Genomic DNA, 14,537 nt, shown 5'->3' on the forward strand with positions numbered 1-14,537 from the left:
TATTTTTTTATGAAAGAAGAAATAACTGCTTATAATAATGTTTTAGAGTTAATAGGAAACACCCCCCTTATTAAGCTAAATAAAATTACCGAAGAGTTAGAAGGAAATTTCTACGCAAAGGTAGAAGCTTTCAACCCAGGTCATTCCTCAAAAGATAGAATAGCGTTATATATTATTGAAGAAGCCGAGAGAAAAGGAATTCTATCTCCGGGAGATACCATTATCGAAACTACCTCTGGTAATACAGGATTTAGTTTAGCAATGGTAAGCATTATTAAAGGTTACAATTGTATTTTGGCAGTAAGCTCAAAATCATCTAAAGACAAAATTGACATGTTGAGAAGTTTAGGCGCCAAAGTGTATGTCTGTCCGGCTCATGTTTCTGCAGATGATGAAAGATCTTATTATAATGTAGCCAAACGTTTGCACGAAGAGACAAAAGGGTCAGTCTACATTAATCAATATTTCAACCAGTTAAATATTGATGCCCACTACAACACTACAGGTCCAGAGATTTGGGAACAAACAAAAGGACAAATTACGCACTTAGTTGCTTGCAGCGGAACAGGAGGAACTATCTCTGGAACTGCAAAATTCTTAAAAGAAAAAAATCCGAATATTAGAATCTTAGGAGTTGATGCTTTTGGATCTGTATTGAAAAAATACCACGAGACAAAAGAGTTTGACAGCAAAGAAATTTACCCATATCGTATAGAAGGTCTTGGTAAAAACTTAATCCCATCTGCTACAGATTTTGATATCATTGATAAATTCATGAAAGTAACCGACGAAGAAAGTGCTCACTCTGCTAGAGAAATCACTAGAAAAGAAGGTTTATTTGTTGGATATACTTCAGGAGCAGTAATGCAAGCTATTAAGCAATATGCTGAAGAAGGAGAATTTACAAAAGACAGCAATATTATTGCCATATTCCCAGATCATGGTTCTCGTTACATGAGTAAAGTATTTAGCGATGACTGGATGAACGAGCAAGGTTTCTTTGATAGCGTTAATGAAGAAGAAGCTCAAAAAATTGAATTCGTAAAATAATAAAAGTACTTTTCAAAATATACAACTCCATTCGTTCTTGAATGGAGTTTTTTTTGTGATAAACTTTTCTGTGTGATAAGTTTTTTTGTAAAAAGTTAAAAATAATTATTTTGTTGAATATACCGTATTTATACGTAAGAAATTGTGATTTTATTTGAGTTAAGTTTAATATTTTAATATTATTTATGATTTTTTAAAAATGTTTTTACCGTCAAAATGAATGAAAAACGTTATTTTAACGAATTTTTAGGCATTTTATCGGAAATTTTTCTTGTGAAAATTATAATAGTCTAGTTTTGAGGTGTTAAGATAACGAAAGTTGTTTAATCCCTAAAATCTACTATTATGAAAAAATTACTACTTACAATATTGTTTGTAAGTTTTTTGAATGTGAATGCACAAACACCGATTCAGGAATTTAACTTTAATGGTACTTTAAACAATACGGCAAATACAATCTCATTTGTTGGAACCGACAATTATGTAGCTGATAGAGCGGGTGTTCTGAAAGGCGCTCAGCGGTTAAATAATAAAGCTTTAGAAGCAGTAATTGATAATCTGCCACAAGGAAAAAGCTCAAGAACAATCAGTATTTGGGTTAAATTCAACGATATTTCAAATGCAAATTATATTTGGGGCTACGGAAATCCTTTAAATGCTCAATATTGCGGTTTATTGCAGCAAGGAACAACTTCTTCTAACTCTGACCTAAGTTTAGCGGCTTGGGGAGCTTCTAATGATGTTATCGTATCTACACCGCTAGAAAAAAATATTTGGTACCATTATAGTATTACCTATGAAGGTACTACTTCTAAGATATACCGTGACGGTAAATTACTGAAGTATCTGGAAGGTATGACTAGATCTACAAATGGCAATATTTTTAGATTGGGAGAAATCAATACAATGGTTGGAATAAATGCTGATATAGATGATTTAAAGATTTATAATATTGCTTTGACTCCAGTTCAGGTAAAAGAATTGTATGATAGCGAAAAGGTTTCTAATTTGTCTCCTGTGGGATCTGTAGAAGCTAAAACGGGAAAAACATCTGTAAAAGCGAAAACTGCAAGTGAGGCTATTATTACTTCAAATGAAGTTAACGGTACAACTAAAAGTGTAGAAGTTTATTCGCAAGGACAAAAAATAATGGGAAGTAATGCAGCGAACATAGCTGATCTCCCTGAAGGGACTTATTTATTAAAAATTACCAGCACTGCATCAAAGAAAATTACTTCAAAATAAATGGTTTTTTAGTTTGTTTTTAAATGTTAGTTAGTATTTTTTTTATTGCGTAAGCAATTGAGTTTTTGGAATAGTAAGGGAAGCTTTCTGGGATCAGGAAGCTTTTTTTAGTTTTAATTTCCATTCTAAAGTTGTTTAAAATGCATTAAAGCATTATTGTTTTACGTGTTAATTGTAATTTTGTGAGAATTATGCATTTGTGTGTAGGAATCGTTTGGTGATGCTGAATTAAAATTATAGTTTTAACAAAATTTATGAAAATAATAAACGAAAGTTTGAAGTCGAGAAAATGATTTCAAATTGCCATTTTACACTATTTGCCCATTTACCACTATTCTGATAAAAACCTATAACTATGAAAAAAATATTACTCACGTTAATGTTTGTAAATTTTTTAACTGCCAATGCGCAAAATCCGGTACAGGAATTTAATTTTAACGGTAATCTTAACAGTGCTGATAATTCCGTTTCTTTTTTAGGGACGCCACTTTTTGTTAACGATAGAATGGGAAGTCCCAAAAGCGCTTTGCGACTTACAAATAAAGCTTATCAGGCTGTAGTGGGAGAGCTTCCGCAGGATAATAAACCAAAAACTATATCGGTTTGGGTAAAATTTAATGCGGTGAATATTCCAAATTACATTTTAGGATACGGTGCAGCAGTAAACGGACAATATTTTGGATTAGTGCAACAGCCCGTGTCTGGAAGCAATTCAGATTTGAGTCTAGTAGGGTGGGGAGATAGCAACAATGTTATTGTATCGGTTCCGCTTGTTAAGGAAACTTGGTATATGTATAGCATTACTTACGATGGTAATGTCTCAAAAATTTACCGTAACGGTGAATTATTAAAAACGGCAAACGGAATTCAACGTTCAGCTAAAGGCTACATTTTAAATTTAGGAAAATTAAATACCTCAACGAGTATCAACGCAGATATTGACGATTTAAGATTGTATAGTGTCGCCATGACAGACGAACAAGTTAAAGAAGCATATAATAGTTCTAAGCCAAGTGGTGCGCCAGTAACCGAAAGTGCGCCTGTTTCAAGTCCTGCAACATCAGGTGCATCTAAAAAGACTGTTACAACACCTGCAAAAGCATCTGTACCGGCACCTGCAGCTTTTGTTGAAAAAAATAAAAGCGGTAAAATTATTGAGGTTTTCTCACAAGGAAGACAAATAATGAGCGCCAATGCTTCCAATATTACAGATTTGCCAGAAGGTACTTATTTGATTAAGGTGATTAATACGAATGGGAAGAAGTAAAGTTGTTATATCATTTTAGCGTATGACGTTTAGTATGATATTTAAATCAAAGATTAACTAAAAAGGTCTTTATAATCATTAAATGTAATATTTCCATTTAATAATGGTTTGTAAAACAGTTCTAATATCTCTACAGAATAAATCATTTGAATTTTATACTGTTCATTAATTGCTTTATTATTATAATCTTCATTTAAAAGACGGTCATAAACTTCCCGAATTTTTTTTCTGTCAATTTCTAATAATTCATTCAGTAAATTATTTTTTAAATAATTACCTTCTTTCGATTTAAATTCGAATGAAATTCCAATTTGAGGAAAATTTGAAATCATTGATATTTCAATCTTCCAAAATTCATTTTCATATATTTTCTCAAATTTCATTTCCTCATTATGAATTTCTTTGAAATTAAATCGAATAAGATATTTGCCAAAAATTTCATGACAATCATTTTCAAAATCATTGTAATCGATATCTATCATGGCTTAATCATTAATCCCGTTTCTTGAAGAATATAACCTTTTGAAAGTAAATAATCATACTCCATCTTCATATATGTTTTTAGTTTTACAAGACCTTCTTTAATGCATTTCTCCTTAAAGGCATTTTCTGGCATATCAGCAACAATATTCCATTGATTTACCGCTAACCTTGGATCATGAATGAATCTAATATCTCCTTTATTTAAAATTACATTATCTATATGAATTTTATTTATTTCATTCCAGTATTTTGTATTTTGTTCCATAACTGATAATGAGGCCCATTCTTTAGGTATTGGTTGGAATAAACCTGACATTTCATTTTCAGGAACACCTTTTAATTTCAATTCATTAAATAATTGCATTGTTCCCATTGTTTCATTTTTTGGACCCACTCTGCCTAAGATATTTAATTTTTTTCCCGAAGTTTTGATAATATCACCCCCAAAATCTATACGCCTCTTAAAGTCGTTAAATATTGTTGTTGTTGTTCCTTGTATCCCTTTCCATTTTAAATATCCACCGACCGTATTAATTTCATCTAAATTCTTTGAAACTAATTTTAATTCCTCAATATTGGTTCTTAGAGCAGAAGATTCTTTGCTCAATAGATTCCAAGCATTAAAAATTTCTGGATCTTTAATTGAAGTTTTGAATTCTGCATTAGCTGTTGATAGGTCATTTGCTAGAGCAAATACGGGACATATACTCTCTTCGCCTTGAGCATATGAAGTGAATTGAATTAATAATATTAAACAAAAAAGGAATCTTTTTAATATATTTCTCATTTATTCTATTTTAAAATAAGTACTTATAAATTGGCTTTCTTTTTTTTGGAGTAGCTCCATTTGTAACTGTTTTGAATTATATTCTTGCCCTCTGTAGATCCATCGGAATATATCAGGGTAAAGAGATTCATTGATAATGTTTTTTTTATAAATAATTTTCTGCTCTTTCAAATCGTATACAAAACAGCTATTAGAAAATGACTGAATAATTTGTATTTGTGTTGCATTAATAAAAAATGCCCACTCGATATCAATATCTTTTTCAAACTTTACTTTGATATTTTGTAAAGTTGAAAGGTTTGTTATAATTAGACTTCTTTTATTAATCAATAGATGATCTTCTTCATAAAAAAAACTGCCAACCAAGCGGTCTTGAATTGTCTTACCATTTTCTCTAAAATAAACTTTCAAACTTACTTTGCTAAAATTTTCAATATCTAATAAAAATAAATCTTTGCAAGGTATAAATGCAAAATTTTTAATAGGATGTTCTGTTTCAATCTTTTCATCGATAAAACACTGGATCTTTTTTTCTGTAAATAAGTCTTGTGTTTTATCTACTCCGTTAATTAATAAAGTATAATATACAAGTTCTAGACCTCTATTAGGTTCTTCCCATCCAGCGTAAACAAATTCTATTTTTTTATTTATATTTTCAAATTTATATAACTTTTCTATTTTTGTTAGTTGCATCATTTTCTAATCACAAAAAGGTTTCTTATTATCACTAAATATTTTCCAAGCATCAATACCATTATCAGGATCTTTACTAAGGGCTTTCATTAAAGTAGAGTTACTTTTTAAATCTTGCATCAATGTTTTAACTTCTGTTTCGGACAAATTTAACGATTTATTTTTGGCAATAATTTTAGTTGCTATATCATCTGTAAATCCTAATGCTTTAAATTCACTTAAGGTATCTGCACCGCTAGTTACAGTTTTAGATATCGTTCTTCCTTTTCCAACCCATGTCGCATATTTACCACTTGGGGATTCCATAACAATTACTTCAACTGATCCTTCTAGTGCTAATTGAGACCATGTCTTTGGATAACCTGTTACAGGATCAATATCTTTTATTATGAATCGAGATTGCTCACCTTTTCCAACTTTTCCAAACCAAGGAATTGCTCTATTAGTTTCGATTTCAAATTTTGATGGATCTTTGATTATAATTTGATAATAAAAATCATATTCATTTCTTTCCATATTTAATGCTCTACTATCAAAGTCATAAGGTTTTCCATTAAACATAGGACTAGTGTAAGCTCCTCCTAAATTTGGCGTCCCGTCTGAAAGATCTCCAAATGAACCACCATATCTGTCAAAAACTTCATTTTTATTAGGTACTCTTTTAATTAGTGCTCCATATCCGCCATTTGCAGGTGGCCATAAAGCATTACTTTTAGAATCAAAATTTATATTATATTCTTTTGCTAAGGTTTCGAGCTTATCCCATTGGCTTTGCTTGTAATTATTCCAATATTGACCTCTTACTGTACTTGGAATTTTTTCTAGGTTTAATTTCTCAATGTAATCTTTGTTTAAAGCTTTTTCAAATGCCTTTTGATTAATAAAAAATTCATTATTAACTTTTGCTTTATTTGGATACCACCAAGATTTGAATTTATCTATGTCTCCGGCATAACTTTTTACGTCAGTAGGTTTTGAGTTTTTCCATAATTCTTTGAATGCGATGTAATCGTCATTGTAATGAACTATATCATCTAATTCTTTTAAAACAGCATCATTTGCAAGTGCAAAATCTTCAAAGAACTTAGTTTTTAGAGTTGAATCTAATGCATTTACTTCACTTTTTAATAATGCAAGTTGAGATGATTCTAGTTTAGATGATAATGTTACAGGTCCTAATAATTTTGGAGTTGCATAAAAGTATCCTCTATTATTTAAGTCTTCTACAATGTTCAGTGCTCCTGTTGTCGTTTGCCCTGTTTTATCTATATATGATAGTTTATCAAATGTGCTTACAATTTCTACATTTCTAACATTAGTTGGTTGCCATTTTATATTTTTTAAATTAACTATATTTTTTGAAACGTTAACTTCTGCAACTGCAGGACTAGCTGTTATACCATTATTTAATAAAATAGTTCCATTATCGACAGTTATATCTATAATTGAAGAAAGACTTTGATCAATGTTCTGGCATTTTATTCGAGCTTCCACAACCAGATCATACATTTTTTTAGCAACTCTTATTTCATCAGGGTTGAGAGTTCCTCTATTCACCGTAGTGGTTATCGTTTCTGCTAAATTATCAAGTGCATTTAAATGGGCTAGCCTTTCTGTCTCATTTAAATTTTGAAAATCTGCAACAAAATTTTTAATGCTACTTCGCATTACTCGTACGGTTTCAATATATTTTCCTTCTTTAACCGCAAATTGAAAAACTCCTCGTGTTAAATTGGTTAGTCCAGAAACAGCTCTTGGTAAATTATAGATTGCATAAACAGCATCCCAGATGGCATTATATTTCGGACTTATAGCGTCTGGATTATTATAATTAGTTGCTGTTATAAGCACATCCGCAGAAACCATTGTTAATTCTAGTGTTAATAATGATCCGCCACTTGTAAATGGAGCCAAAGCTATAGCAACTCCATCAGCTACTAATCTAAGTAATATTGCATCATTGTGGTCTTCTACAGCATTAATCATCCAGTATGCATAAATTGCAGGAACAGCTAAAAGTCCTTTTTTGAATTGCCTGCCATCTACTGTAAAATCTTTCGGAATCTCTAAAACAACATAATCATATGGTGCGAGATCAAAAAGATGTTGTACTGGATTTTTCGGATCTTTCGAATTTATTACTTGATAACTACAATTAAACAGAATTCGACTTGGGTTACTCAATGATTTAGTAGAAAGTAAATGATATTCTAGTACAGCACCATTATTTGAAACCACGTTAAATATTCCTTGATCATAGAACATGAAATATGGCTCTTTTCTAACTTCTGTTAAAGGAGGAATTGTATTGTATTTGTTAGTAACTTCTAATGCTAAATTATTTGCATAACCATTTGGAATTTTATTGTAAACTAATGTTTTGTAGAAAATATCTTGAACGAAAAATTTTCTCTCTTTTCCATCCAATACTTTATAAACGCTCCATAATAAACTATAATTATTTTTTTGTAATTCTTCAGTTATTCCATAACGATCATTTACATGAATGAAGAGATTTAAAAGAATTTCCTCAGATTTATCAAACATTGAATTATTGTTGAGTGCTAAATCAATCAGATTCTTTCTTGTTTCAATAGATATGCTTTTCCAGAAAACAGGAATCATTTTAAATTTATCACTTACAGATTGGTTTGTTACGTATTCATAATAATAGCTTTCGTCAAAACCAGTAACAGATTCAGGGACAAGATTTTTAATGAAATTGTAAGCAGCTGAATCATCTTTAGGAATTAATCTATCAAGATCAAGATTATTGATAGAAAACATTGCCATTAATCCCTGGTAGAAAGAAGTGTAATTTTCATTATCATAAGGATTGATAGAATGATCATGTAATTTTTTGTTTAAACTGATAAGAATTTCATGATTATTAGCAGATAATAAATTGTAGAAATCAGGTAAATTTTTTGAATTTACTGCAACCATCACTCTCAAAATAGCAATTTCCTGATCATTTTTAATTTCAGAAGACAAACTTAATTGTTTAAATGCTTTCCTTAAATTTTCCCAGCTTACTTTTCTTAAAGCAGAAATACAAACTTGCTGGTTTACAATTAAATCAACTAATTCTGGGTTTGAAAAACTTGATTTTGCAAATAGCGTATTAAGTTTTTTCAGATCGACTTCAATAATATTAGGCTGACATTTATTTTTGTCATGGTTAATTAAATCTACTAATGAATTAACGACATTACATGAAGGATCAGCAGAATATAATGCAACAGTTGTAAATTTGTTATCTTTTTCAAGATATTTTTTAACTTGCTCAATTACATTTGCAGTAGTAGCATTATCAGGTTTCTTCCAAGCATAAATTGTTTTTTTGCTATAAGAACATTGATCATTCAAAATTTTAATGACTGCATCTCCATTACTCTTTAAGGTAATCGGATATGGCATTTTATCACCAATATTTCTAACGCGTGTATAGTCATTATCTCTATATGATAATTCGTATACTACTTCATTACCTGATACTTTTCCTATAAAAGTTGCAAGCAATTTTTTAGTTTCAGTTTGATGCAAATTAAAACCAGTAATTAAAAAAGGAGTCTTTTCAGAGAGTTGAGCTACTAATATATTTCCACTTGCAGCTTCGTTTTCGGTTACTTTAAAAATATTTCCAAGTAAATCAAGCTCATTAGCTTGACGATCTGCCCCAGCAGAACTCTTCTGGAAACCATAAAACTTCCATCCGCCACTATGAATAATATCCCAATCGTTGTGAGATAAAACGGTACCATTTCCATAATCCATTAAAAGATTAGTCTTACCAGATTCTTCTTTAGTTGAAAATGGGTGCTTTAAACCAAAAATTCCATGCCCTAATTCGTGCGCAGCAGTTTTTAAATTTCCGCTATTAAATATGAAGGCGTATTGACCTCCAAGTGGCATGAAACCATCATAACCATCTTGGCCAGATTTTCCAGTGTATAAAACATAATAGGTCTTTTCGTTGTATTTAAAATCTGCATTAGATTCAATCTGGCTTATGATATCTATTTGTCCATCGGTGTAAACATTTAATAGATCGCTGTTGCCACATTCAATTTCAGATGGCAAAGTATTAATTTTTACATTTTGAGTTGTTACCGTGAAGCTTATACCAGCCTTATTGTAAACTTCATTAAGGAATTTTTCTGCATCGCCAACATTTGGAGTAGTTGCTCCATTAACACTTAAAAGCGTAACGCTTATTGGAGATTTTTTAGTCAAATGCCAAACGTTTAGTTTTCCAGCAATATCATATTTGCCTTCAACCGTTTTGGTAGTATCTTGAGCAGATTTAACTGGAGTTCCTTTTACTGTGGCAATAATTCCGTCTTTTCCAAAATTCAAAGTCTTCTTAAGAGCAATTTTAGCGGTATTATCAGAAGTCCATTCTGCGTCAACTTTTCCTCCTGTAATGGTTTTGAAAACAATATCTGAGTTTTTCTTGCCTTTCGAAAATTCGGCTTTAGCTATAACATAATCATCTCCATTTAAGTCTGAAACGGCTTTGTAATTTACTTTGTAAATCTTTCCGTCTCCAGTCGGGATTACCTCATAACTGCTTTTAAGTTTTGCTGATCCGTTTTCTGGCTGTGGATCAAAGGCGTATTTACTGTCTTTACTGTCTTCAAAAGTTATTCTAACATCGGGAGATGAAATTTGTGCCACTTCTCCGCTTGATGACATTCCATTTGTATTTGAAGCTGTTGCTTTTCCAGCAGGAGCAGGAGCGCCAATAGTTGGTGCGGCACTTCCGTTGGCAGGAATTGTAACTGTAGTTCCATTTTTATCCGTATAAACCTGATCATACGGAGATTTAGGAAGCGTTGTAACAGCTCCATTTTCACCCGTAATAGTTGTACTTCCATCAGGATTTAAAGTTGCAGATTTTACAATATAATCTAGTTTCCCTTCAATAGGTTTACCATCGCTTCCGAGGATATCTGTCAGGATTTGATCTCCGTCAGCCATTCCTTTCCAAGTCGGATCATAACTAGCGATAATCTCCCCAGAGATTAATTTAAAGTCTGTATTGATTCCGATGTTATCGAAAGTGATTCTAATACGAGAATATTTGCCAATATCTGGCCCACCTGCTGCATTAGCTGCGTCGATAAGTGTACGGAATTTTTCTAAGAAAGGTAAAGTTACATAACCATCTCCGCTGAATTTACCATTGCTTCCAGTTGAATGTAAAACGACTATTGGGAAATCTCCAGCTTTTACAACGTCATTTGCAAAAAGTTCAGGAAGCGGATTTTTATTGGCTAAATCTGCAGGGTCTGGTTTGATACCGCAACCAACAAAAGCAATTTCATCCTTCGCGATAGTGGTAAATTCATGAACTGTACTATGAGTATATTTACCAGCTTCACAAGATGCACCAACAGTATATTCGTAAGTAGCATTTGGCTTTAAATTACTGATGGTTGCAAATTCCCTTGGTGTAACTATTTTATACCAATCTGAATTGGCGTTTTTCTCACGGTAATTTACTTGATAATCAAAATTATCAATATCTCCGCTCCATGTTATTTTTGCCTGGTCTTGGCTGATATCGGTTGTAGTAATTGCCAGCGGTGCGGTACAATAGGTTTCGTAATCAAAAGCGAAAATTTCGCTGTATCCATTATTTTTAAAAACACCAATTTCTTCTGCGCCTAAAAGTGCTTTTGCTTTTACTCTCCAAGCGTATTTTTTTCCAGGAAGCAACTGCGGTTCTGAAACTCCATATTGTAATGTTGTAGAACGCGTAGTTGTTGTGAAAAGAGGAGGAGAGTATAAAAATGCATTTTGAACTGGAGTGTATTTATCCCAGATTTCGACTAAAGAAAACTCATATTCAACATTGCTCACGTTGATTTGGCGAGGCGTCCAGCTGAAAATAATGTTCTGAATGTTCTGTTGCATAATAGAAGCATTATTCAGCGGAAGATTTAGAAATGGTGGATCGTTTTGGAAAATAATGGTGGTTACACTCGTTTTCTTCGAAAGTTTTTTGTTGGTTGCAAAGTCATATACCTCAACAGAAAAATTATAAATACCTTCTGGAAGTGCTTGCGCATATTGATTCGGATTGATTCCGACAAGATTCTGATATTCAAAGTATGGTGCTAAATCTACATTGGTCAACTGGAGCGGTACTCCGCCTTCTAAGAAAAGATTACGTGCTCCGACAACAAAATCGTTGGTCATTAACGAAATAGACTGTCCTTGGAAATAACATTTCAGTCGTATCTGACGATTGGAAATAGTTAAATCGTTTAAAGCAATCTGTACTTTAATGGGACTGTTTATAGTAGTCGCATCGGCATAATTGCTTAAATAGATTGGCGATGGCTGTGTTATTTGAGTGCTAATTGTTACTGGATAAGTCTGTGCTATACCAGAAACTATTGCGGAAAGCCAAAACCCAAGGGTTAAGAATAGTTGAAATTGTAGTTTTTTTAGCATTTGGGTGTTTTTATAACTATTATACTTTAAAAATCTTTTTCTCTTAATGTTTTAATTCAATCGAATCATTTACAGCTCTTTCTACGGCAAGCTGATGGTAAAACGGAATCATTTTTTCTTCTAATTGCTTGCTGATTTCTTCTGTTGGTTTTTTATCATTTTTTAAATCAAAAAACGTATTGATTTCCATTTTGCTGAAAGCTGCAATTGATTCGTTATTTTGTAATTCGCTTTGAGGTAGTTTTGAAAGCATCGCAAATTCTCTCATCATCCATCTGTGATTAACTAATTGCTTTTCTGCTGTTTTACTTCTTTCTACCAATTTTAAATATTTGTTGTAAGCTGCTTTATCTTTTGCATCTTCACTATTTATGCCATGCATTTTGTCCATATTAACACGTCCAATTGCTGTGGTGTAAACTTGTTCTATATTTTGATCTTTTGCAGTTATTTCACGATTTAACTTCTGAATAATGTCCGAAAGAACAGAATTGTATTGTGCGATAGTTTCTTTATTTGAATTGTAAACATCCAGATAATCCAATACTTTTTCTTTGAATTCTTTATCTTCTAAAGCCATTCTTGCTGTATTCAATTCCTTATTCAGCTTTTCTGATTGCTCATCAGGTAGTGGTTTTAAATCGTTTTGAAGCTGTTCCAGTTTGGTGATAATTTCACTTTTCGTTCCTTCTAAAACAACATTTTGAGAAGAAATTTTCAAAATATTATCTCGAGTTTCATTGGCTGTAACTGCAGGCTTTTCTTCCACTCGTTTAGGACGAAGTTTTATTTTATCAAAAGAGTAGGTGTAAGACAAAGTAGCCGTTAAATCATTATTGCGAACGGTTTGCGAGCTGCTAAAAAGTGTAATACAGTTTAAACCGAAATTATGTTTCTGCATGTAGATGTAAGAACCATTCAAACGGATATTAAAAATGTCATTTACTTTATCACCATTATTAAAGCTTGTGTTGTAACTTGTAGAAAAAGAGGCGTTTAATTTTTTTTCATAAAACAATTTTGTAGCTCCAATTGTAGGTCCTAAAATTAGATTATCACTAGTGTCCAGTTTTCCAATGGTGCTGTTGAAAGAAGCTGTTAGGTTCAAATCTCTTTGCGGGTAGCCAATAATGTATGAAAGTCCTGTGTTGTAATAAGTGCTTGAGCCGCCTGCAATTGTTTTTCCTTCCTGTTGATTTACAGCATCCTGCATACTGAATGTAGCATTAAAAGCTTGTTTTTGCTTTTTATCATTTTTCAAAAGATAATTGACAGTAAGTGCCGCATTCTGATTGACTTGTCTGAAGTTTAATGTATCTAAATATTCATATTGATTGGTTTGATTGATATAATCAAATTGATTTCGACTATTGGTATACGATTGAAAATTAGAATAATTAACGTTGAAATTTAATTTTTGATTAGCTCTGAAATCTGCACTTATTGAAGAAACCAATCTCTTCATCTGGCTTTGTTTCTGTTTGTCTAAATTGTCTTTCTGTAAACCTAAATTCAGATTTAAGCTCAATTTATCATTGTATAAAGTTTGAGAAGCATTTACTGTAACGTTCTCTAAATCATTATTGAAATAATAACCGCCCAATGTTCTATAATTTGGATCTATGCGTTCGTAACCCAAACCTAAGGTTCCTTTTCCCGCAGGATAAACCAATTGTCCTTTCATCGCTTTGTAGCTCGTTGTTGTTGGATTTGAGCTTAAAAACAAAGAAGAAATATTTTGAGCTTTTGTGTTTCCAGTGACTCTAGTATCTTCTGTAATGCTGCTGTTTGCAAATTCTGTTAAAACTTGTAATTTTTTGAATAGTTTAAAAGAAGTTTCAAAGCTGATTGCAGCGTTTTCTTTTGGTGAAACTCCCAATTCAAATGGAATAGGAATATCTAATGAATTTATCTCGTCTCTTGCCTTAAAAAAGGTAAGGCCTAGATTTACTTTTTCAAGCGCATACTGTGTTTTAAAACCGTATCCCATTCTTTTGTATGTTGGGACAAGTTCAGTGTTTATAGCATCATATTCGCTGCTTCTAACCAAACGTCCATACATGGCGCTGATTTTGAATTTTCCTTGCGGAGTTAAATCAACACCCAAACCTGTAAATTGGTGCCCTGCTAAAGTGTATGGCGAAAAAGTCATGCTTACGTCTCCAATATGGCCAGTTATCCATTTATAAGAGGGATGTATGCTAAGGCGGTTCATAAGAGTTGGTTTATTGTATCCAAACTTCTGATTGGTGTATGAAAATGAAAATGGAATATTGTATAAACCTGCGACATTCACATTGATATTTCCGTTTAAGAAATAGGTAAAAGGTTCTCTGGCAGCGTTTCCAGAATAGAAAACTCCATTGGCTGAAGCTCCTCCAGAAACATTTATTAATTTGGCTTTTCCTAATTCTTCAACATTGAAATTTTGTGCAAATGTGATTGTATTACACAATAGTATGCTGAAAAATAATATTCTTTTTAAACTCATTATGATAAATTCAGGGCAACAAAATAGGGAAGGACTAGCCTTTTATTTCGAACTGT

8 protein-coding genes are annotated in these 14,537 nt (G+C 32.1%); 3 read left to right on the forward strand and 5 right to left on the reverse strand.

Going from position 1 to position 14,537, the window contains the following annotated elements; translation table 11 throughout:
* Nucleotides 1-9: 9 nt before the first annotated feature.
* From GR162_RS12920 to GR162_RS12930, 3 genes are all read left to right on the forward strand, one after another.
* Nucleotides 10-1,050 carry a PLP-dependent cysteine synthase family protein gene (locus GR162_RS12920; protein WP_008462690.1) on the forward strand — a complete coding sequence of 347 codons (1,041 nt, stop codon included), beginning with the start codon at nt 10-12 and terminating at the stop codon, nt 1,048-1,050.
* A 345-nt stretch (nt 1,051-1,395) separates the two neighbouring features.
* Complete coding sequence (locus GR162_RS12925) at nt 1,396-2,295, forward strand: LamG domain-containing protein (protein WP_160782511.1); 900 nt, start codon at nt 1,396-1,398, stop codon at nt 2,293-2,295.
* A gap of 355 nt (nt 2,296-2,650) precedes the next feature.
* Nucleotides 2,651-3,562 carry a LamG domain-containing protein gene (locus GR162_RS12930; RefSeq protein WP_237421361.1) on the forward strand — a complete coding sequence of 304 codons (912 nt, stop codon included), beginning with the start codon at nt 2,651-2,653 and terminating at the stop codon, nt 3,560-3,562.
* 53 nt (nt 3,563-3,615) lie between these two features.
* Here the strand turns inward: GR162_RS12930 and GR162_RS12935 are convergent, their stop codons facing one another.
* Genes GR162_RS12935 through GR162_RS12955 form a run of 5 tightly spaced genes read right to left on the reverse strand, consistent with a single transcriptional unit; the run spans nt 3,616 to nt 14,481 of the window.
* A complete protein-coding gene (locus GR162_RS12935) occupies nt 3,616-4,044 on the reverse strand; it encodes a hypothetical protein (RefSeq protein WP_160782512.1) in 429 nt (142 codons plus the stop codon).
* Nucleotides 4,041-4,832 carry a hypothetical protein gene (locus GR162_RS12940; RefSeq protein WP_160782513.1) on the reverse strand — a complete coding sequence of 264 codons (792 nt, stop codon included), beginning with the start codon at nt 4,830-4,832 and terminating at the stop codon, nt 4,041-4,043. The genes GR162_RS12935 and GR162_RS12940 overlap by 4 nt, the downstream gene beginning before the upstream one ends.
* Nucleotides 4,833-5,528 (reverse strand): hypothetical protein, encoded by a 696-nt coding sequence (locus GR162_RS12945; protein WP_160782514.1) that lies wholly within the window; start codon nt 5,526-5,528, stop codon nt 4,833-4,835.
* A gap of 3 nt (nt 5,529-5,531) precedes the next feature.
* Nucleotides 5,532-11,990 carry a fibronectin type III domain-containing protein gene (locus GR162_RS12950; RefSeq protein ID WP_160782515.1) on the reverse strand — a complete coding sequence of 2,153 codons (6,459 nt, stop codon included), beginning with the start codon at nt 11,988-11,990 and terminating at the stop codon, nt 5,532-5,534.
* Nucleotides 11,991-12,033: 43 nt separating this feature from the next.
* A complete protein-coding gene (locus tag GR162_RS12955; protein ID WP_160782516.1) occupies nt 12,034-14,481 on the reverse strand; it encodes a hypothetical protein in 2,448 nt (815 codons plus the stop codon).
* Nucleotides 14,482-14,537 lie beyond the last annotated feature (56 nt).

Source organism: Flavobacterium sp. HBTb2-11-1 (assembly GCF_009826975.1).
Classification (GTDB): Bacteria; Bacteroidota; Bacteroidia; order Flavobacteriales; family Flavobacteriaceae; genus Flavobacterium.

Excerpts from the sequence above, each read along its gene's own strand:
- GR162_RS12950 (WP_160782515.1), bottom strand. The coding sequence starts at position 11,990 with ATGCTAAAAAAACTACAATTTCAACTATTCTTAACCCTTGGGTTTTGG.
- GR162_RS12955 (WP_160782516.1), bottom strand. The coding sequence starts at position 14,481 with ATGAGTTTAAAAAGAATATTATTTTTCAGCATACTATTGTGTAATACA.
- GR162_RS12935 (WP_160782512.1), bottom strand. The coding sequence starts at position 4,044 with ATGATAGATATCGATTACAATGATTTTGAAAATGATTGTCATGAAATT.
- GR162_RS12930 (WP_237421361.1), top strand. The coding sequence starts at position 2,651 with ATGAAAAAAATATTACTCACGTTAATGTTTGTAAATTTTTTAACTGCC.
- GR162_RS12920 (WP_008462690.1), top strand. The coding sequence starts at position 10 with ATGAAAGAAGAAATAACTGCTTATAATAATGTTTTAGAGTTAATAGGA.
- GR162_RS12940 (WP_160782513.1), bottom strand. The coding sequence starts at position 4,832 with ATGAGAAATATATTAAAAAGATTCCTTTTTTGTTTAATATTATTAATT.
- GR162_RS12945 (WP_160782514.1), bottom strand. The coding sequence starts at position 5,528 with ATGATGCAACTAACAAAAATAGAAAAGTTATATAAATTTGAAAATATA.
- GR162_RS12925 (WP_160782511.1), top strand. The coding sequence starts at position 1,396 with ATGAAAAAATTACTACTTACAATATTGTTTGTAAGTTTTTTGAATGTG.